Here is a 20,734-nt window from a genome sequence, read left to right as displayed (position 1 = left end):
TGGCGCGGCATCAACTGCCGCGCCCTTTACTATCAATATTGTGGATTCAGCGGGTAGCGAGGTTTGCTGCCAAACCATTTCTGATACAGCGTGGCGTTGTCGCCAGAGGCATTAATCTCGAAGAGGAACTCATTCAAATAGTTAGCCCACACCTGATCGCCCTGTTTCACGGCAAAGGCGTTGTACTCAAGAGGCACCAGCGCCTCATTGGTCACGGCCAATGTAGGGTCGAGCTTGGCCTGATACGCCAGGAAGTTGTTATCTTCAATCATGGCGTCGGCCTGACCCTGTTTCACCGCCAGAATGGCAGCCTGCGAGGAGTCATATTCCTGAATATTGACTTTAATACCCAAGTTACGCACTTCATCGCCGTTGGTTGAGCCTTTCACCGTGGCAATGGTTTTACCCGCCATATCGTGGGCAGATTGAATACCGCTATTTTTGCGCACCAACATCGCCTCGCTCGCCACCACGTAAGGGTTGGTGAAGGTAATTTCTTTAGCGCGATCAAGATTGCGCGTGAAGTTACAGAACACCACGTCGACTTTATTGGTTTGCAGGTTTGGAATTCGGTTGGCGCTGGTGGTATTGACCATTTCCAGCTTAACGCCCATCTCTTTGGCGAGGGCTTTGGCTAAATCAACGTCATAGCCGTCCGGGTTATTATCTTTATCGTAAAAACCGAATGGCGCGAAACTCAGGCAGTCGCCAACGCGCAGCGTGCCGCGCTGAAGCACGGTTTGCAGGGCAGATTGCGGCGCAGCGCCGGCTGCTTTTTTATCGTCGGTCGGCGTACAGCCTGCCAGAATGAGCAATGCCAAGGTGGTGGCAGCGGCTTTGACACTTACTTTCAGCGATGTTGTATTCATTTTTTCTCTCTTTATGTAAATGGAGACTGATATGAAAAATAATTTCACAGAAAAATGAAAAGCAGGTGAGAATAAATACTGTCCCGGTGCGGTCGTAGTATTAAATAAATCGATAGCCAAATTTAATTGAAATAATTATTTACGATCAGAGCGGAAGCATTTCATATCCACTTCTACTTTACAGTCCACAACTAAATCTTGAACGCTACAAATACGGGCTGGAGGATTACCTTTAAATATCTCACTGAATACTTTATTAAATGAACTGAAATAGCGCGCGTCAGTTAATACCGCCGTGACGTGAACCACATCTTCTACCTGATAACCGGCTTCGCGCATGATGGTTAAGCAGTTGTCGAAGGCCAGTTGGGTCTGTTCAATGATGCCACCCTCGACGACTTCGCCGTCAAGCATCGGCGTCTGGCCAGAAATATATAACCAGCCATCGGCCTCTACGGCCCGTGCGAAGGGGAGTTTCTGGCCGCCCGTGCCTGTTCCACCTTCTACACCGTAACGTTTAATCGCCATGCATTACTGCTCCTGTGTGGGAAAATGCTGTGCCTGCATCGACACATCAATCGTCCGATATACTGGACATCAATCTCTGATACCGGACAACTTCAGATTTGCATATGAAATGAGCTTTTGCAATATGCACTGGATTAATTAGTTTTCGGCGATGTGTTCTGCGTCTCATAAATAAAACTTTCACACTGCGCCTCTGGATGAGAATGTGATCTTTATCTTATTTCTTCTGCCGCCATTAATTGCAGCGCGCTAAAATGGGGCACCAAAATAGAACAGGTTATTTCTCTTTAAATAGATATCAGGATTAATTCTTTAACGCCGGGGATGGGTTAAATTCATCGGGCCGTGTATGATGCGTTTAATATATTCCGTCCGCACCATTACCACAGGGGAGTTGGCTTATGCCAGATGAGAAAGTATCGCGGGCGCGCGGTGTTGACAGGGTTATCGATATTTTTCGCCAATTGCATATTGCCGGCAGGCCCATGGCGATGCGGGATCTGATTGAAGCGACCGGGGCTCCACGCTCGAGCGTCTATGACTTGGTGAGCCTGTTGGGTGACGCTGGCCTGCTGGAGTTAGATGCCGACGGCGCGGTATTTTTCGGCCGCGAGATGCACTATTACGGTGCAGACTACATGGCGCACAATGACCTGATCCGCCGGGCTCATCAGTTGATGGTAGAGATTGTGGCACGCCATGGAGAAACCGTTCAACTCTGTATGTTGGAAGGCAATAAATACACCGTGGTGCTCTCAGAAAGTAACGCGCATCCGTTCAAAATCACCTCAGATATCGGCGTGCGAGTGCCCATTACCTGGACAGCGACCGGGCGCTTGCTGCTGAGCAACTGGTCGGATAGCGATATTCTCAAGCTGATCCCGGAAGAAGACTACCAGCTCGCCAATGGTCAGATCCTGGATAAACAGACGTTTCTCAACGAGATCCACTACGCGGGGCATTTGGGATATTGCATGACGGAAGGCCTATCAGAGAGCTTTACCTGCTGCATGGCCGCGCCGATTCGCTCTCGCGGCGGGCAGGCGGTGGCCGCCATCTGCTTTATGGTCAGTCGCGACACGCCAGAGGAGCGCCGCCAGATGCTGCTGAAAGAGCTGATCGACGCCGGGCGTAAGCTCTCTGACTTAACCTAATTTCCCTAGTGGGTGGCCGTCTCCCCTAACCTGGTTTAACACGAGTTAGGGGAGCCAGCGGATTAGAACGGGTAGTCGTGGTAGCCCATCTGCTGGGAGATGTTGCGCGCCGCGGTGTGCAGCATGCTGACATAATCGTTTTTGCTTTCTTCAGAGAAACGAATGGTCGGGAAGGAGATACTCAAACCGGCAGTCACCACGCCGAAACGGTCAAACACCGGCACGGCGATACAACGCAGCCCCTGCTCCTGCTCTTCAATATCTTCGCCAAAGCCCTGCTCGCGAACCTTCACCAGCGCGTTACGCAGCGCGTCGGCATCAAGCAGCGTGTTTTCGGTACTGCGGGTAAATTCCATTTCTGACAACAATGAATCCACTTCGCTTCGCTCACCCCACGCCAGCAGCACTTTACCAATGGCGGTGCTATGCAGCGGGTTGCGGCGACCAATGCGAGAATGCATCCGCAGGTTGTACATGGAATCGATTTTATGAATATAAACGATGCCAATGCCGTCCTCATCCAGTGCGCCGAGATGAATGGTTTCGCGGGTTAAGCGAGACAGCTCGCGCATTTGAATATCCGCGCTACGGATCAGATCAACGTTCTGCAACGCTTTCGCGCCCAGCTCAAATAACTTCAAGGTGAGAGAATATTTCTCCGACTCGCCTTCCTGAGCCACATAACCTAACGATTTCATCGTCTGCAAAAAGCGATAGACGGTACTTTTCGACATCATCACGCGTTGCGAAAGTTCAGTAATACCAATCTCTCTTTCTTCTCCCAGCGCCTGCAAAATGCCAAAAACTTTCAGAACTGAGGAGACGGAATCCGGTTGTTTATCAAGATCTGCGTTAGCCATAACTCTCTTACCTGCCCGCTTTAGTTTTGTTTCAAAAAAAATAGAACACAGTTTTCATTATAATGGCAAGCTTTTGAGAACCGCAATCATCCAGAAGAAAAGCTGAGGTTTGGCGCTAAATATTTCATAACTTTTCTTACAATATTACTAAGTATTCATAGTAATCGCGGTTGGCACTCCAGAGTCATTAGCGTGATAATATTTCCTCTTATTATTACCCCTAATGCCGACACTCATTCATGACACTCACGCCAAATGACGGGCTTCCCGTTCCTCAACGCTATGGGGCGATTCTGGCTATCGCTCTCGGCATTACCGTTTCCGTGCTCGATGGCGCGATTGCCAACGTGGCATTGCCGACCATTGCGAAAGATTTGAACGCCAGCCCGGCATCTTCGATTTGGGTGGTCAATGCCTACCAGCTCGCAGTAACGATTTCGCTGCTGTCGCTGGCGTCGCTGGGGGATATTTTTGGCTATCGCCGTATTTATCAGACCGGGCTATTAGTTTTCAGCATTACCTCGCTGTTTTGCGCCCTGTCGGACTCGCTGACCACCCTGACCATTGCGCGCATCTTACAGGGGTTTGGCGCTGCGGCGATCATGAGTGTTAATACCGCGCTGATCCGCATCATTTACCCCCAGCGTTTTCTCGGGCGAGGAATGGGGATCAACGCCCTGATTGTCGCCGTCTCATCTGCCGCCGGGCCGACCGTGGCGGCGGGGATTTTGTCGATTGCGTCTTGGCAGTGGCTGTTTGCTATCAACCTGCCGATTGGTATCGCCGCGCTGGCGCTGGGGCTGAAGTTCCTGCCTGCCAACAGCACCAAAAGTCAGGGTCAGCGTTTCGACTTCACCAGTAGCCTGATGAACGCCCTGACCTTCGGTCTGCTGATCACCGCCATCAGCGGCTTCGCTCAGGGGCAAAATCGCCTGTTGGTGCTGGCTGAAGTCGTCGCGATGATGATCATCGGCTGGTTCTTCGTGCGCCGCCAGCTGTCGCGCCCTTTCCCACTGCTGCCGGTCGATTTGCTGCGCATTCCGATTTTCGCTATGTCGCTCGGCACCTCGCTGTGCTCATTCAGCGCGCAGATGCTGGCTTTCGTGTCGCTGCCGTTCTTCTTGCAGAATACGCTGGGGCTGGATTCTGTCTCCACCGGCCTGCTGCTCACCCCGTGGCCTCTCGCTACCATGGTGATGGCACCTATTTCTGGCCGTCTGGTCGAGCGCTTCCATCCGGGAATGCTCGGCGGTATCGGGCTGATTGTGCTCTCCTTCGGCCTTTATTCAATGTCGATGCTGCCTCATGACCCGTCAAATCTGAACATCATGTGGCGCATGTTTATCTGTGGTGCCGGATTCGGTCTGTTCCAGTCGCCAAACAACCACACCATTATTACCTCCGCGCCGCGTAACCGCAGCGGCGGAGCCAGCGGCCTGCTTGGCACCGCGCGCCTGCTCGGCCAGACCACCGGCGCGGCGCTGGTAGCCCTGATGTTCAACCTGTTCCCGGACCATGGCACTCACGCCTCGCTGATCCTTGCCGGCACATTGGCGGGCGGCGGCGCGCTGGTCAGCTTTATGCGTATGACCCAGCAAACGGCCAGTCAGAAGGAAGCCGCTGAGAAATCTTAACCGTGCAGGTTCAACAATTCGCAGACATAAAAAAACCCGGCCAACTGAGCCGGGTTTTTCTTTAGCGAGTCACCAAGAGTTATTACTTAATGTACTGGCCGCTGCGTAACGCTTCGATACGCTTATCCAATGCCGGGTGCGACATGAACAGCTCGCTGAACGACTTGGATTTACCGTTAATGCAGAACGCCATCATGCTGCCCGCCTCTTGCGGCTCATGGCTGGTTTTCAAACGCTGCAGCGCGGCAATCATCTTCTCGCGGCCAACCAGTTTGGCGGAACCTGCGTCGGCGTAGAACTCACGGTGACGCGAGAACCACATGGTGATGATGCTGGCCAAGATACCGAATACCAGTTCAAGCACGGTGGCGACCGCGAAGTAAATCATCGGGTTACCGCCGTTGCTCTCTTCCCCATCACGGTTGCCGGAAAGGAAACCAGACGCCACCTGAGCAATCAGGCGAGAAATAAAGATAACGAAGGTATTCACGATACCCTGAATCAGCGTCATGGTGACCATGTCGCCGTTGGAAATATGGCTGATCTCGTGGGCGATAACCGCTTCGGCTTCGTCCTGGCTCATGCTTTGCAGCAGGCCGGTACTGACGGCAACCAGAGATGAGTCACGGCGTGCGCCGGTAGCAAAGGCGTTGATGTCCGGCGCGTGATAAATCGCCACCTGTGGCATGGCAATGCCCGCCTGCTGAGACTGGCGACGCACGGTTTCAACCAACCAGCGCTCGGTTTCGTTACGCGGCTGTTCGATGACTTCGCCGCCAACCGAACGTAACGCCATCCATTTAGACATCAGTAAGGATACGAAGGAGCCACCGAACCCGAACAGACCGGCCATGATCATCAGACCTTGCACGCTGCTTGACTGAATGCCCGTAAGGCTCAGCACCAGACCGAAAATCAGCATGACCGCCAGGTTAGTTAACAGGAACAACCCTATACGCATCATAAAATGTCACTTCCTCATTGTTGTTTCGTTTTTTATTGTCAGGTGAAAATCGACAAAACTCATCGACCTGCCTAGATCCTATGGGCTTATGGTGCAGATTCAAGAGTCGGACGCCGTTATGCCCCTAAAATCACAATACTTTACAAATAGCAGCGTTTGCTCTCATTTATTTATCCACAATTGTGCATATTCACAGCGCCACGGGTTCGCTGCGGCTCGCCCCGTCGCTGGATCACAGGCAATAAAAAAGCGCACCGGAGTGCGCTTTTCGTGTCGACCGAAGTCAGGACTTATTTGCTGGTAGCCGAGGCTTTATCGCCCTGCTCTTTCAGCAGCTTAGCCAGTTCAACGGCAATGTTGTCAGCTTCATCAAGGTACGGGTCTGGAGCGACATAATCTTTAGGTAACTCATCCAAAGATTTCAGCGGCTTCTTACCTTCACGTTTGAAACGTTCGTTCAGACGAGCCAGGCGCGTTGCATCATCCTCTTTGTCTTCTTTATCACGCTGGGCGTAGTTCAGAGAGACGGTATCACGCTTGTCTTTCAACGCTTTGTAGCGCGCGATATCTTGCTGGATGTACTGGAACTCTGGGTCTTTGGCGATACGTGCATCGTGATCTTTCAGCAGTTCAGGTACGAAAGGTTTCAGATCGCCGGTCTTGGTGTAGGTGGCAGCACTGATGCTATCCCACGGCAAGGCGTTATCTTCAAACTTCTCGCCTGTTTCAATCGCTTCAATCCCGGTAGGCATCAGAATGTCAGGGGTTACGCCCTCACGCTGAGTACTGCCGCCGTTGATGCGATAGAACTTCTGAATGGTGTACTGAACAGAGCCCAGCGCAGGCCACTCAGGGCGCAGCATCTGGTCATAAATACGGTTCAGAGAACGGTATTGCTGCACAGTACCTTTACCGAAGGTCGGTTCACCCACAATCAGAGCACGGCCGTAATCCTGCATTGCAGCGGCAAAAATCTCTGACGCAGAAGCACTGAAGCGGTCAACCAGCACCACCAGCGGGCCTTTGTAGTAAACAACGCCGTCGGTATCGCTATCCTGACGAATGCGACCATTGTTATCACGCACCTGCACGACCGGGCCGCTTGGAATAAACAGGCCAGACAGGGACACGGCTTCGGTCAATGCACCGCCGCCGTTAGTACGCAAATCGATAACCAGACTACTGACATCCTGCTTGGCCATTTTTTGCAGCTGCACTTTAACATCATCAGTCAGGCCAACGTAGAAGCCCGGGATATCCATCACGGCGACTTTTTCGTTTCCGACTTTCTTGATGGTCATCTTAACGGCGCGGTCTTCCAGACGGATTTTCTCGCGGGTCAAAATAACAGTACGGGTTTTGGTACCTTTACCAGCAGGCAGGATTTCGAGACGAACTTTACTGCCCTTCGCGCCTTTGATCAGAGCGACGACGTCGTCGAGACGCCAGCCAATCACATCAACCACGCCTTTGCTGGTGGCTACCTGTCCAACGCCGACGATACGGTCACCCACTGCGATAGCTTTGCTTTTGGCCGCCGGGCCGCCCGCTACCATCGAGTTGATCACGGTGTAATCATCGTCGCCTTGCAACACGGCACCAATACCTTCCAGAGACAGGCTCATTTCAGTATTGAATTGCTCGGTGCTGCGTGGAGACAGATAGTTAGTATGTGGGTCGATTTCATGCGCGAAGGCATTCATCACCAACTGGAAAACATCTTCGCTGTTGCTCTGGGTGAGGCGCTTCATCGCAAAACGATAGCGTTTCGTCAGCACATCACGAATTTCCTGATCGGTCTTCCCGGTCAGCTTGAGGTTCAGCTCGTCATATTTGACTTTGGCATCCCACAGACTGTCCAACTCGGCTTTATCTTTCGGCCAAGGGGCTTTTGCGCGATCAAGATTGATGGTGTCGTTGCCCGTGAAATTCATTGGGCGCGCCAGCACTTCCAACGCATAGGTATAGCGTTCGAAACGGCGTTTTTGAGCCAGATTGAACAACGCGTAAGGCGTATTCAGTTGACCCGTTTTGAGTTCCTCACCCAGCGTGCTGCGTTTATCAGCGAACTGAGCTACGTCGGAGGCCATCAAAACGTTATGGCCATAATCGAGCATGTTGAGGTAACGGTCGAAAATCTTAGCGGAGAAATCTGCATTAAGGTCAAATTGACGATAATGCGAACGGGTAAAGCGTGCCGTAACACGCTCGCTTACCGTTGCGTCCTGAGGCTCTTGTGTCAGTTGCTTGAGCTGGTCGATAGTTACCGGGGCACTATCGTTCGCATAACTGGTGTTAACCAGACTGGCTCCTGACAACAAAAGACCTGCAATAACGCTTAATCTGACAAATTTGTTCATGCCTGAGTTGGCCTCCGTATCAGAACTGCAAGTGTTCTGCGCGCACGATCATCGCCAGACCCGTAGAGAGCTGAACTCGAACACCGTCTTTGGCAATTTCCAAAACGGTGGCGTCCATAGCACTCTGACCGGCTCTCACTTTGATCTCTTGGCCAATTTGCAGTTTTGAGATATCTGTGACTGGCACCTGACGCGGTTCACGTTTTTCCTCACGCGGTGGGCGAGGTGCACGTGGTTTGCGATTTTCTTGACCAGCTACAGCAGCAGGCGCGTTTTCACGGCGCGGCGCAGGTTTTTTAGCAGCCGGACGTGGACGACGTGGTTCGGCTTCACCCGCTTCACGACGCTTAGCCTGTTGTTCAGCACGTTGTGCTTGAACACGAGCTTTCGCTTCTTCTAATTGTTTACGGGCATGTTCGACGTGCTGTTCTTCCAGCTCACCACATGCATTACCGTCAAGGTCAACGCGCTGTGCGCCAACTTTAACGCCGTACAAATAACGCCAGCTTGAGGTATATAGACGCAGAGCAGAGCGCAGCTGAGTTTTACTCAGATTCTCTTCGCCTTGCACGCGCTCGACCAAATCCGCAAAAATACCGATCTTTAAAGGACGAGCTTCGCCTTCGGCGCTAAAACAGAGCGGGAAACGCTCGGCCAAAAAGGCAATGACTTCTTTACTACTGTTCAACTTAGGTTGATTTTCCATGAAATTTCCTGATTACAACGGGTTTGCCAACCGGCGCAGGCATGAACAGGCGTCATTATAATGACGCCACCGTTAAATGCCACGTTATCCGTAGATCAACTTGCGATCAGATTGACATATTTTGCTGCATCGCTGTTTTGCAGATGCTGGCAAAGCCCGGCAACTAACTCTGTCAGCCCTTGTTCATCCGCTTCGTCGAAGCGTTGATAGACGGTGCTATCGATGTCCAGGACGCCAATCACTGTGCCATTAACGCTAATCGGTAAGACGATTTCTGCGTTACTTGCTGCGTCACAGGCGATATGCCCGGGGAACGCATGCACGTCACCGACGCGCTGCACGGCGTTTTCAGCCACGGCAGTCCCACAAACGCCCTTTCCTACCGGGATGCGCACGCAGGCAATTTTGCCCTGAAAAGGTCCAAGCACCAGTGTGGAACCATCCATAAGATAGAATCCAGCCCAGTTAACCCCTTCAAGACGCTCATAAAGTAAGGCGCTGGCATTCGACAGAGTAGCAATAAAATTGTTCTCTCCGGCGATAAGCGCGTTCAGATCACGTTTTAATTCCGCGTAGAATTCTTGTTTATTCATGTAATAACCAATAATGACCCAAGGGCAGTCAGCCGATATGTTGTGCTTAACCCCTATAAAATAAGCATTAAATACTCATCTGAACAAGGTTAATCCTATGTCACTTCAAAAAGACTGACCTACAATGACTGTTTGCCGACCGCATAATACGTTATTTTGTTAAAAATACCTGACAGATCTTAACATCCCTGCCCTGTAGAGCATTTCAGGGTAAGTACAATGATAACAACAGGCAAATCTACACTCAGGCTCTATGAAAATACGCACATTGTCAGGACCTTTACCGCAGGCACGCTATCAGCGTTGTAATGAATGCGATTACCTCTTTTCTATTCCTGACCTGAAGAAAACGCAAACTGCGCATTGTCCGCGCTGCAATGCCAAGGTGGAAAAAGGCCGGGTCTGCTCCCTGTCGCGTCTCATTATTATCGCCATTAGCATCTTGGTGCTGATGCCGTTCGCCTTCACCGAGCCATTAATCAGCATCCGTCTGCTGGGGACCCGCATTGATGCCAGCCTGTTCGAAGGTATCTGGCAGATGTCGAGCCAAGGCTCGCCGCTTACCGCCAGCATGGTCGCCTTCTGTACCATTGGCGCGCCGGTCACTTTAGCCGGTTCTATCCTTTATCTGCACTTTGGCAGCCGTTTGGGGATGAACCTCAAGCCGGTGCTGTTGATGCTCGACAGGCTTAAAGACTGGGTGATGCTCGACATCTATCTGGTCGGCATGGCGGTGGCTAGCATCAAAGTGAAAGAGTACGCCGACATCGACGTTGGCCCGGCGCTGTTGGCTTATCTAATGATGACCGTGCTGGTGACGCTGACGCTGATCAACCTGAATATCGAGCAGCTTTGGGAGGAGTTCTATCCACAGCCGCGCCCGAAAGGCCAGCCCTCCACCTTTAAGCTCTGCCTGTCGTGCAAATTTACCGGCCACGCCGATAACAAAGGCCGCTGCCCGAGGTGCCACGTGCCGATGACGGTGCGTTACAAACATAGCTTGCAGAAGACCTGGGCGGCGCTGATTGCCGCCATGGTGTTCCTGCTGCCGGCGAACCTGATGCCGATTTCGATTATTTATCTCAATGGGCAACGCACCGAAGACACGATATTCTCCGGCGTGGTTTCACTGGCGACCTCCGGCAACGTGCCGATTGCCGCCATCGTCTTTATTGCCAGCGTTCTGGTGCCTTTCACCAAGGTTATCGTGATGCTGACTTTACTGTTGAGTATTCATTTTAAGGCGATTCAAGGATTGAAAACGCGGATACGCTTACTGCGGGTAGTGACCTGGATTGGTCGCTGGTCGATGCTTGATCTGTTTGTCATTTCCTTGATGATGTCGTTGGTTAACCGTGACCAACTGTTGTCATTTACAATGGGACCGGCGGCCTTCTTCTTTGGGACCTCCGTGATCCTTACAATACTTGCCGTAGAATGGCTTGATAGCCGCTTGATTTGGGATGCACATGCAACAGGAAACGCCGAATACACCGACTGAAGCGCGGGTTAAAAACAGACGCCGGATATCGCCTTTCTGGCTTCTGCCTTTTATTGCCTTATTGATAGCGGGCTGGCTTATCTACAGCAACTATCAGGAAAGAGGCACCACCGTTACCATTGATTTCCAGTCTGCCGCCGGGATTGTCGCGGGGCGAACCCCTGTGCGCTATCAGGGGGTGGAAGTCGGCACCGTCGAGTCAATCAGTCTGAGCAAAGACCTGCGCACCATCATGGTCAAGGTCAGCATCAAGAGCGACCTGTCGGACTCCTTGCGCGATGGCACCCAGTTCTGGCTGGTCACGCCTAAGGCCTCACTGGCCGGGGTTTCTGGTCTGGATGCCTTAGTTGGCGGTAACTACATCGGCATGATGCCCGGTAGCGGCAAAGAGAAAGATCACTTCGTCGCGCTGGATACGCAGCCGAAATATCGTCTGAATACCGGCGAGTTAATGATTCATCTGCACGCGCGGGATCTTGGCTCCCTGAGCAACGGCTCGCTGGTTTACTACCGTAAAATTCCGGTGGGTAAAGTTTATGATTACGATATTGAAGCCGGAAACGATGGCGTCACTATCGACGTTCTGATTGAGCGCCGTTTCGCCCATTTGGTGAAAGACACCAGCCGCTTCTGGAATGTCTCCGGCTTTAAAGGCGATTTCAGCCTCAGCGGCGCGAAAGTTGAGATGGAAAGCCTCGCCGCGCTGGTCAACGGAGCTATCGCACTCGACTCGCCGATTGATGGCAATTCGGCCAAACAAGAGCAGTCCTACGAGCTATACCCTGATTTGGCGCAGAGCCAGCGCGGGGTAGAGATCGACCTCGACTTACCCAACGGCGACGGGCTGAAAGAGGACCGCACCCCACTGATGTACCAGGGTTTGCAAGTCGGTACCCTGACCAAAGTGACCCTTCAACCAGACAACAAGGTAACGGGGAAACTCACGGTTGACCCGTCGGTGATTGACATGATGCGCACCGGCACGCGCATTGAGATGAATAGCCCGAAAATCAGCCTGAGCAATGCCAAGCTGAGCCAACTGCTGACCGGCAACACGCTGGAGCTGATCCCGGGCGAAGGCCAGCCGCAGAAGCACTTCACCGTGCTCGACAGCAATCAGCGCCTGCTGCAAGACCCGGGCGTTTTGCAAATTCAGCTTAATGCCCCAGAAACCTTTGGTATTGATGCCGGACAGCCGGTGATACTTCACGGCATCGCCGTCGGCCAAATCCTTGACCGCAAAATGACCGATGAAGGCATTGTGTTTAACATCGCGATAAAGCCTGAATACAAAGGGCTGTTGCACAAAGACAGTAAATTCGTGGTCAACAGCCGCGTTGATGTCAAATTAGGCATCGACGGCATGGAAGTGCTAGGCGCCAGTGCCCAAGAGTGGGTTGACGGCGGCGTGCGCATTATTCCGGGCGGTAAAGGCGAACCGGCGAAAAAATACCCGCTCTTTAGTAACGCTGAAAAAGCCGCCGAAGGCATTCAAGGGGAGCAGCCGGGCGCCACGCTGACGCTCACCGCCAAGAGCCTGCCGGACGTGCAGGCGGGTTCCGTGGTGCTGTATCGCAAATTCCAGGTTGGGCAAATTGTGGATGTCACGCCAAAAGCCAACGACTTTGACATCGACGTCTATATCCGCCCTGAATACCGTAAGTTGCTCACTGACAAGAGTATTTTCTGGGCCGAGGGTGGCGCGAAAGTACAGCTGAATGGCAGCGGATTGACCGTCCAAGCTTCGCCGCTCGACCGCGCGCTGAAAGGTGCGATCAGCTTCGATAACAATGAAGGCGTCACGCTGAGCAAAGGCGCGAAACGCGTATTGTATGAGTCAGAAACCGCCGCGCGCGCCGTAGGCAGCCAAATCACGCTGAATACTTACGACGCCAGCAAGCTCTCTGCCGGAATGCCAATTCGCTACCTAGGTATCAACATTGGTCAGGTTGAGTCGCTGAAGCTCGAGTCGAAACTGAATCAAGTCTCAGCCAAAGCCGTGCTCTACCCTGAGTATGTCGACACCTTCGCCCGCATGGGGACGCGATTCTCTATCGTTTCACCGGAAATTTCCGCCGGAGGGGTTAGCAATCTCGACACCCTGTTGCAGCCTTACATCAATGTGGAAGCAGGCAAAGGCCCGGCCTCGCGCACCTTCGACCTGCAAGAATCGACCATCACCGATTCCCGTTACACCGATGGCTTGGGCATCGTGATGGATGCTGCCGAGGTAGGTTCGCTACAAATCGGCACGCCAGTGCTGTTCCGCGGTATCGAAGTGGGCACCGTGACCGGTTTCTATCTGGGCGCGATGGCTGACCGGGTTAACGTCACGCTGCGTATCAGCAAGAAGTATCAGTATCTGGTGCGCGACAACAGCGTGTTCTGGCTGGCTTCGGGCTATAACCTGCAGTTTGGGCTGACCGGCGGAATGCTGAAAAGCGGCACCTTCCAGCAGTTCATTCGCGGCGGTATTGCTTTCGCTACACCGCCGTCCACGCCGGTGGCACCAAAAGCCGGAGCGGGCCGCCACTTCCTGCTTAATCCCGAAGAGCCGAAAGATTGGCAGAAATGGGGCACGGCGATCCCGAAAAACTAAGTTTCGCCGCGTGATGTGATAAGGCCGCCTTCGGGTGGCCTTTTTGTTGCTGCACCGCGCCTCGTCGGAACATGGTAAACTTGCGCCAATTTGATTTTCCGTTTCCTCTGCGACGAGACCTTCCTTTGTCCAAACCAACTCAATTTGTGGCGAAATTGCCACCCGCGTTCCTTGATGCAACCCGTGAAATCATGCCAGCCTCTCTGAGCATGGACGACTTTATTGCCGCCTGTAATCAGCCGCTGCGCCCCAGCCTGCGGGTTAACACGCTAAAAATCAGCGTCGACGACTTCCTTGCGCTGGCAGCCAGCTACCAGTGGGAGCTGACGCCGGTGCCCTGGTGCGCCGAAGGCTTTTGGATTGTCCGTCAGGGCGATGATGAAACCCGTCTGGGTAACGCGCTGGCGCACCTCGCCGGGCTGTTTTACATTCAGGAAGCCAGCTCCATGCTGCCGGTGACTGCCCTGTTTGCCAACGACACCCAGCCGACGCTGGTGATGGACGTGGCGTCTGCGCCCGGCTCCAAAACCACGCAAATCGCCGCGTTAATGAATAATCAGGGCGGTATCGTCGCCAACGAATATTCCGCCAGCCGGGTGAAGGTTCTGCATGCCAATATCAGCCGCTGCGGCGTGGCTAACACCGCCCTCACCCATTTCGACGGACGGGTGTTTGGCGCGGCGCTGCCAGAAACCTTCGACGCCATCTTGCTCGACGCCCCCTGCTCGGGCGAAGGCGTGGTGCGTAAAGACCCGGATGCCATGAGTAACTGGTCACCAGAGAGCGTGGTCGAGATTGCCGCCACCCAGCGCGAACTGATTAACAGCGCCTTCCACGCCCTGAAGCCGGGCGGCACCTTGGTTTATTCCACCTGCACCTTGAACGCGCAGGAAAATCAGCAGGTCTGCCAATGGCTGTTGGATGAATATCCAGATGCCGTGGAAGTCGAGTCGCTGGCCGACCTGTTCGACGGCGCGCAGAAGGCGCTGACCGCCGAGGGGTATCTTCACGTTTTCCCACAAGTTTATGACAGCGAAGGCTTTTTCGTTGCACGCCTGCGCAAAACGGCTTCGATTGATCGCCTGCCAACGCCGGGCTACAAAGTGGGAAAATTCCCCTTCTTCCCCCTGTCGCGCAAAGAGAGCGCCGAGGTGGTCGCCGCAGCGCAAAAGTCCGGCATTGTTTGGTCCGACCAAGAGATGGCCATTTGGGAGCGAGATAAAGAACTGTGGCTTTTCCCGCGCGTGCTCGAGCCGCTGTTCGGCAAAGTGCGTTTTTCAAGGATTGGCATGAAGTTGGCCGAGCGTTTCTCCAAAGGCTTCCGCTGGCAGCATGAAGCCGTCGTCGCGCTGACCACGGGCTCTGGCGATAGCCAATTTGCCCTTGACGATGAGCTGGCACAGGCGTGGTTCCGGGGCGTGGATATTTACCCGCCCGACTCTCCAACCCGCGATGAATGCATCGTGACCTGGCAGAATCAGCCACTTGGGCTGGCAAAACGCATCGGCAGCAGAATAAAAAACAGCTTACCGCGTGAACTGGTGCGCGATGGTGCTATTCGCCCTCATAAGTGAGCATTAGTCCACCATTAATAGCACTGAGCTATTAGCAAAACTTGAGTTATTTTTAAGGCGCTCGTCAATTACAATTAACTTATTTGATTGACGGGCTTACGTATATCCTCAATTTTTTGTTGGAATTAGTAGTAGGAATATTCCTAATCAGGCATGTATTATTGCGCTCATGAATGACACTTCTGGAAATATTATTTCCAGATATGAAGCATATAGCCCGTGTCGAGTAAAGTTTTGCCAGTCGGAGAAGTATCATGGCGGATGAAATACAGTTCCAGTCAGCAGAAGGTCATCTTCTGCGAGAAATGGCCAGCCTTCGCGATATCATTGACAACAACTCTGACTGGATCTGGGAAGTCGATACTCAAGGCAGATACGTTTTTTCCTCGAATAAATGCCAAGAGTTCCTCGGCGTGCCGCCTGAACATGTGTTGGGTAAAACGCCTTTTGACTTCATGCCGGCCGACGAGGCCATCCGCGTCAGCGCGCAGTTTGCCGCGATTGCCGCTCGCCGCGCCCCTTTCGGCGGCTTGCTGAATAGAAATATTCGCGCCGACGGCAGTGAAATCATTCTTGAGAGTAGCGGCATACCGCTGTTTGATTCAGCAGGTGAATTCCGCGGCTATCGCGGCATCGACCGCAACCTGACCAATCTCGATCAAGCCCCCGGACAGCGCCTATTCCAGCTGGAAACTATTTATTCCAACGCCCCCGTTGGCCTGTGCTTTATCGATTTGCAGATGCGTTATGTGACGGTCAATGACGCAATGGCTAACATCATTGGCCTGCAGCCTTATGAGGCCATTGGCCGCCGAGTCGGCGTGTTTCTGCCGGGTCTTGCCCCTTTGCTGACCAACGCGCTTGAGTTGGCTCAGCGCAATGAGGCTACGCCCGACCGCGAGTTCTCGCTGCCCGGCAACAATCAGATTTTCTTTGTAAGAATTAAAGCGGCTTATGATGTCCAGAATCAGCTGAGCGGCCTTTCCGTCGCCATGACGGATATCACCAGCCTGAAACGCATGGAGCGCGCGCTGCGTGAGAGCCAAGAGCATTATCGCAACATGGTGGAGCTGAACCCACAGATCCCATGGACCGCCGACCCTTCCGGCCTGCTTAATGACGTCAGTTCGCGCTTCCAGCGCATTACGGGCATGACGCGACAGGATATTCTGGCGGATAAATGGATCCAGAGTATGCACATTGAAGACCGCCGAAGCGCAGTGCAAACCTGGGAACAGTGCCTGAAAACGGGTGCGCCGCTGGATATCGAAGTGCGGTTTTGTCATGTCGATCGCGGCTGGAACTGGATGCGCATCCGCGCGGCGGCAAGCTATGCGCCCGATGGCTCCATTCAACGCTGGTACGGCACGGCAGAAGACGTTCACGAACGTAAACTGCTGGAGCTGAAACTGGTGAAAGCCAATCGTCGATTGGAAATCCAGGCCCGCACCGATCCTTTAACCAAACTGCCTAATCGCCGCGAATTTAAAAAAGTGCTCAGCCACGAGTACATGCGCGCTAAACGTAACAATAGCCCGCTGACGGTGGTGATGATTGATATCGACTACTTTAAGAATTTCAATGACCACTATGGCCATTTGTCCGGTGACGCCTGTCTGCGACTGGTTGCCCGCACCCTGCGAAAAGCGCTGAAACGCAATACGGATGTGATCACCCGTTTTGGCGGCGAAGAGTTTGCAGCTATCTTGCCGGATACCGATTTAAAAGGCGCATGGATCGTGGCGCGTCAAATCATGGAAGCCATTGAAACGCTTGGCATTAAGCATAGCTTCAGCGAGTTCAATCGCGTCACCATTAGTCAGGGTATTGCTACGTTTACGCCACGGGAAAACCCGGACATTGACGATCAATCGGATATCGTCAGCGCGGCAGACCAAGCCCTCTATATTTCCAAAAATAATGGCCGCAACCAAATTAACGCCATGCCTATCTCTGCTCGCCATAACCTCCTTTAATTAACAGATAAAAGTGTGACTCTATCAGAGATATATTTTGTCGAATGAGTCACACTTCCGCCTCATTACATTCATCTTGAATTGCCAATATAATAAAAGTAGTGATACCGTCCTCGCGTAGAAAATGGATTGTTACTGCAAACGCAGGCAAAACCTAAACCTCATGAATTATTCATTAAAAGAATAAATTCGTGGTTTAGGTTTTTTTTTGCATTTAACACCACCGTTCTTTCAATTATATATTTTTACATATACATCAGGGATGCAGCATATGAATAAATTATTTATTACCTCAACCTCTATGGCTCTTTTACTATTAGCTTTACCACCCTGTCAGGCTCAAGGATGGGAAAAGGGTAACTTTCATTCTGAGAAAATAGATCTGCCTTATCAGCTTTATACTCCCGAAAAGACCTCCCCTTTATTGCCCTTAGTGATCTATTTACACGGTACCGGGCAGGCAGGCACTGATAATCAAGCGCAACTTTATCAAGGGGAAAATATTGGGCCAGATTATTTCACCAGCCCCGCCAACCAGTCACTGCAGGCCACCTACGTGTTAGCCCCACAAACCCCGATGGCCATCCGCTGGGCCAGCACCACTTTGGCCGAGTATGACTTTATGAAAACGCCGATCACTGCCTCGATGGAAAATTTATTGGCGCTAATTGATAAAACCGTTGCCCAGTATCCCATCGATAAAAATCGGATTTATTTGGCAGGCCTGTCCCGTGGCGGTCAAGGCGTTTGGTATGCGGCATTGCTACGCCCCGAATATTTCGCCGCTATCGTCCCAATTGCCGGAGCAGGCAGCCCGGAGTATGCGCGGAAATTAATTAAATTGCCGGTCTGGGTATTTCACGGCACCGACGATCAAGTTACCGATGTGAATTACAGCCGCAGTATGGTTGATAGCATAATTAAACTCGGGGGCAGCACGCGCTATATCCGTTACAGCGAAATAGAGGGCGGCGATCACCAATCCTCTTGGTTAACCGCCCATCAAAATAGTGATTTATGGCAGTGGATGTCTAAGCAAAATAAAAGCAATCACACTTCACCCGTTATTACTAAGTAACAGAGTCGACTAATAAGGAGAGCCGTATGTATCTAAGGACGCATAAATTAAATGCTTTTGTACTTTGTATGACCTTCATGAATCCACTTTGTTATGCGGATGATAATGAAATTCCGGCAATTGAAGATAAAGCCGCCAAGCCCTGGGCTTCGAAAACGCTAGGTTTTGAACCTTCTCCACAGGAGGGACTGCTAGGGGATTGGCTGGGGGTGAAACCTGCATTGAAAGACCATGGATTCAAATACACCCTCGGCTACCTGAGTCAAAGCGCCTACAACGTTGATGGCGGCTATGACCAAAGCGGCAAGCTGGCGTATATCGACCAGTTCTGGCTGATGTTCAAACAGGATTTAGAAGCCTTAACCGGCATTCCAGACGCCACCATTGACGGCAACATTGTTAACCGCAACCACGACTCCAACCTTACCCGCGATCGTACTCAGGACCCGCGCAGCGGCTTTACCGATATTGCTCAGGAAAGCTGGGGCGGCGGTTCGATCACGCGTCTTGGCTGGCTGACCTTTAGCCGAAGCTTTATGGACCGTAAACTCAGCTGGCGGGTTGGCTTAATGAATAAGCAGCTCGATTTCGATCAAATCATTCCCTGCGATTTTCAAACTCTCGGGCTATGTGGTGGCAAGTCCGCCAGTGGCGGCATGTGGTACAACTGGAATGTTCACTACTGGGGCACCTCGCTTAAGTACAAGTTTGATAGCGGCATTACGCTGAAAACCGGTTTGTATGAACAAAACCCCGAAACCAATAGCCGGGGCCATGCATGGAGTATCTCGACCACCGGCAGCCGTGGGGTGGTAGTCCCACTGGAAGTCGAATGGCGTACGCGGGCCATCAACCAACTCCCCGGTGCCTACAATCTCGGGGTTATTTACACCAATGCCGGCCAGAGAGATCTCTATAAAGGCAAAAATGGCGGCCCCGGCGCTACCGATCCCGATGGCTATGATGAGATCCAGCAGAACTGGTATCTCTACGCCGGTCTTAACCAGCAAGTTACCCAGCACGAAAGTGATGCAGACCGCGGTATGAGCGTCTACGCCAGCGTTGGCCTTGCCGATCAACGTGCCTTGCCGATGCACTACAAAACCTCAGTGGGTTTGCGTTATCGCGGGCTATTTGATGCTCGCCCAGAAGATATGATTGGTTTGGGCATTGGCCGCTATGTCCCAGGGGACCATCTGAAAGACAATCGCCGCTACCTTAATCAACTGAGCGACGTCACGGATGTGAACTCGCCACAATATCGTCCAGTACCGGGCGTTTCGCTAACGGGTGAGGTTTTTTATCGCTGGAAACCTATCCAATGGCTTGAGCTGCAACCCGGCGTGCAGTATTGGCACAATCCGGGCGGCGTTAAGCAGACCTCTGACGCGTGGATCGGTGCCTTAAAAGCCGTGGCCTACTTCTGATCTCCCCTTCCCTCAGGCCAGCAATTAGCCGGCCTGATTTGGTTTAATTTCCCCGAGCTAGAAAATTCTTATGGCGCTTTCAAGCCGCTCAGCTATTCTCAATATATGGCCTCAACTGGTCATACCTCCTCTTGCGCATTCTAACCTTCACCAGTTAAGGAGTACCTTATGGGGAAATCAGTAATACGAATCGGTAGTTATGAAATAGATGACGCGCAGTTATCTACGCCTGAAGCCAAAGGCGGGGACAAGGTTTTCATTCCCTGCAAATCGGACCCGGATTTATGTATGCAGCTGGATGCCTGGGATGATCACACCAGCGTCCCAGCCATTCTCGATGGCCGACACTCGGTGCTGTATAAAGAAAAATACGATAAAGAAAAAGATGAATGGATTATGCGTCTTGAATAAAAAACATGGCGAACGGCATTCAGTTCGCCATGTTTCATTGTTAGAAGTCAGCGCTGTTACAGCTGATTATTAGAAGGTTTCCACCAACGCAAATTTCATTAATAACAATGGCATATTTGGTGAAAACAGATCGTACTCCTCAAAGAAACGCTGATGCTCTTTACGCCAGTAAGCCAGCGTTCTATCACCTTCGCCCTCCTCAAAAGCATGCTGCTCAGTGACTAAATCGAATGGCACCTGCTTCACTTCTGTCAACTTTACGGCACAAACCGGATTGTTACGGCCATCGACGACAACGAAGATTTCGCCCGCTTCTGGCTCCGGCTCATCATCAAGATTGGCGCAGGTTGCGGTCTTCACGCCATCGATAACTAGCTTCGCCATTGCGTCTGCCTGAGCCTCGGTATCGCCAAAAGACCAACGCTCTGCGGCTATGTATTTTTGTGGGATTTGAGGGATCATGTTTTATCCTTTTTCATTAAAGGGTGCGCGTTAAACGT

General features: G+C 52.2%; 17 protein-coding genes. 9 read left to right on the top strand and 8 right to left on the bottom strand.

The features are described 5' to 3' along the window. Window positions 1-32: 32 nt before the first annotated feature. Together ACT3RR_RS06780 and ACT3RR_RS06775 are read right to left on the bottom strand one after the other, a co-directional pair. Window positions 33-869 (bottom strand): ABC transporter substrate-binding protein, encoded by an 837-nt coding sequence (locus ACT3RR_RS06780; protein WP_353502468.1) that lies wholly within the window; start codon window positions 867-869, stop codon window positions 33-35. 135 nt (window positions 870-1,004) lie between these two features. Then, entirely contained in the window at window positions 1,005-1,397 is a 393-nt protein-coding gene (locus ACT3RR_RS06775; protein ID WP_353502469.1) for a RidA family protein, read from the bottom strand. Window positions 1,398-1,798: 401 nt separating this feature from the next. Between ACT3RR_RS06775 and ACT3RR_RS06770 the strand changes: the two genes are divergently transcribed. Next, on the top strand, window positions 1,799-2,551 hold the full coding sequence (locus tag ACT3RR_RS06770) for an IclR family transcriptional regulator (protein ID WP_353502470.1): 753 nt from the start codon (window positions 1,799-1,801) through the stop codon (window positions 2,549-2,551). A 62-nt stretch (window positions 2,552-2,613) separates the two neighbouring features. Here ACT3RR_RS06770 and kdgR read toward each other — a convergent pair whose 3' ends face one another. Next, a complete protein-coding gene (gene kdgR, locus ACT3RR_RS06765) occupies window positions 2,614-3,411 on the bottom strand; it encodes a DNA-binding transcriptional regulator KdgR (RefSeq protein ID WP_496199993.1) in 798 nt (265 codons plus the stop codon). Between the two features lie 239 nt (window positions 3,412-3,650). Here kdgR and ACT3RR_RS06760 point away from each other — a divergent pair, with 239 nt between their 5' ends. Then, window positions 3,651-5,045, top strand: a complete 1,395-nt coding sequence (locus ACT3RR_RS06760) for an MFS transporter (protein ID WP_496199992.1) — start codon at window positions 3,651-3,653, stop codon at window positions 5,043-5,045. 82 nt (window positions 5,046-5,127) lie between these two features. Here ACT3RR_RS06760 and htpX read toward each other — a convergent pair whose 3' ends face one another. The 4 genes from htpX to ACT3RR_RS06740 all read right to left on the bottom strand — a co-directional run bounded on the left by htpX (window position 5,128) and on the right by ACT3RR_RS06740 (window position 9,668). Beyond that, window positions 5,128-6,009 carry a protease HtpX gene (gene htpX / locus ACT3RR_RS06755; RefSeq protein ID WP_353502472.1) on the bottom strand — a complete coding sequence of 294 codons (882 nt, stop codon included), beginning with the start codon at window positions 6,007-6,009 and terminating at the stop codon, window positions 5,128-5,130. A 290-nt stretch (window positions 6,010-6,299) separates the two neighbouring features. After that, window positions 6,300-8,369: a carboxy terminal-processing peptidase gene (prc, locus tag ACT3RR_RS06750; protein WP_496199991.1), complete on the bottom strand. Its 2,070-nt coding sequence runs from the start codon at window positions 8,367-8,369 to the stop codon at window positions 6,300-6,302. A 19-nt stretch (window positions 8,370-8,388) separates the two neighbouring features. Then, window positions 8,389-9,075, bottom strand: a complete 687-nt coding sequence (gene proQ, locus ACT3RR_RS06745) for an RNA chaperone ProQ (protein ID WP_034791228.1) — start codon at window positions 9,073-9,075, stop codon at window positions 8,389-8,391. A 95-nt stretch (window positions 9,076-9,170) separates the two neighbouring features. Next, a complete protein-coding gene (locus ACT3RR_RS06740) occupies window positions 9,171-9,668 on the bottom strand; it encodes a GAF domain-containing protein (RefSeq protein ID WP_185690162.1) in 498 nt (165 codons plus the stop codon). Window positions 9,669-9,921: 253 nt separating this feature from the next. Between ACT3RR_RS06740 and yebS the strand changes: the two genes are divergently transcribed. The 7 genes from yebS to ACT3RR_RS06705 all read left to right on the top strand — a co-directional run bounded on the left by yebS (window position 9,922) and on the right by ACT3RR_RS06705 (window position 20,234). Beyond that, complete coding sequence (yebS, locus tag ACT3RR_RS06735) at window positions 9,922-11,169, top strand: membrane integrity lipid transport subunit YebS (RefSeq protein WP_496199990.1); 1,248 nt, start codon at window positions 9,922-9,924, stop codon at window positions 11,167-11,169. Next, window positions 11,138-13,768 carry a PqiB family protein gene (locus ACT3RR_RS06730; RefSeq protein ID WP_353502475.1) on the top strand — a complete coding sequence of 877 codons (2,631 nt, stop codon included), beginning with the start codon at window positions 11,138-11,140 and terminating at the stop codon, window positions 13,766-13,768. Before yebS ends, ACT3RR_RS06730 begins: the two co-directional genes overlap by 32 nt. A gap of 125 nt (window positions 13,769-13,893) precedes the next feature. After that, entirely contained in the window at window positions 13,894-15,342 is a 1,449-nt protein-coding gene (rsmF, locus tag ACT3RR_RS06725; RefSeq protein WP_486033506.1) for a 16S rRNA (cytosine(1407)-C(5))-methyltransferase RsmF, read from the top strand. A gap of 254 nt (window positions 15,343-15,596) precedes the next feature. Continuing rightward, on the top strand, window positions 15,597-17,318 hold the full coding sequence (locus ACT3RR_RS06720) for a sensor domain-containing diguanylate cyclase (RefSeq protein WP_353502477.1): 1,722 nt from the start codon (window positions 15,597-15,599) through the stop codon (window positions 17,316-17,318). Window positions 17,319-17,589: 271 nt separating this feature from the next. Further along, window positions 17,590-18,396 (top strand): carboxylesterase family protein, encoded by an 807-nt coding sequence (locus ACT3RR_RS06715; protein WP_353502478.1) that lies wholly within the window; start codon window positions 17,590-17,592, stop codon window positions 18,394-18,396. A gap of 68 nt (window positions 18,397-18,464) precedes the next feature. After that, on the top strand, window positions 18,465-19,823 hold the full coding sequence (locus ACT3RR_RS06710; protein WP_496200064.1) for a carbohydrate porin: 1,359 nt from the start codon (window positions 18,465-18,467) through the stop codon (window positions 19,821-19,823). Window positions 19,824-19,991: 168 nt separating this feature from the next. Beyond that, complete coding sequence (locus tag ACT3RR_RS06705) at window positions 19,992-20,234, top strand: DUF1480 family protein (RefSeq protein ID WP_034791239.1); 243 nt, start codon at window positions 19,992-19,994, stop codon at window positions 20,232-20,234. 69 nt (window positions 20,235-20,303) lie between these two features. Here ACT3RR_RS06705 and ACT3RR_RS06700 read toward each other — a convergent pair whose 3' ends face one another. After that, on the bottom strand, window positions 20,304-20,693 hold the full coding sequence (locus ACT3RR_RS06700; RefSeq protein ID WP_353503988.1) for an ASCH domain-containing protein: 390 nt from the start codon (window positions 20,691-20,693) through the stop codon (window positions 20,304-20,306). Between the last annotated feature and the right edge of the window lie 41 nt (window positions 20,694-20,734).

Origin of the sequence: Ewingella sp. AOP8-B2-18, from assembly GCF_052376015.1 — a bacterium.
In the GTDB taxonomy this organism is placed as follows: domain Bacteria; phylum Pseudomonadota; class Gammaproteobacteria; order Enterobacterales; family Enterobacteriaceae; genus Ewingella; species Ewingella allii.
The sequence above is the reverse complement of the archived record's forward strand: the minus strand, read 5'-3'. Positions and strand labels throughout refer to the sequence as shown.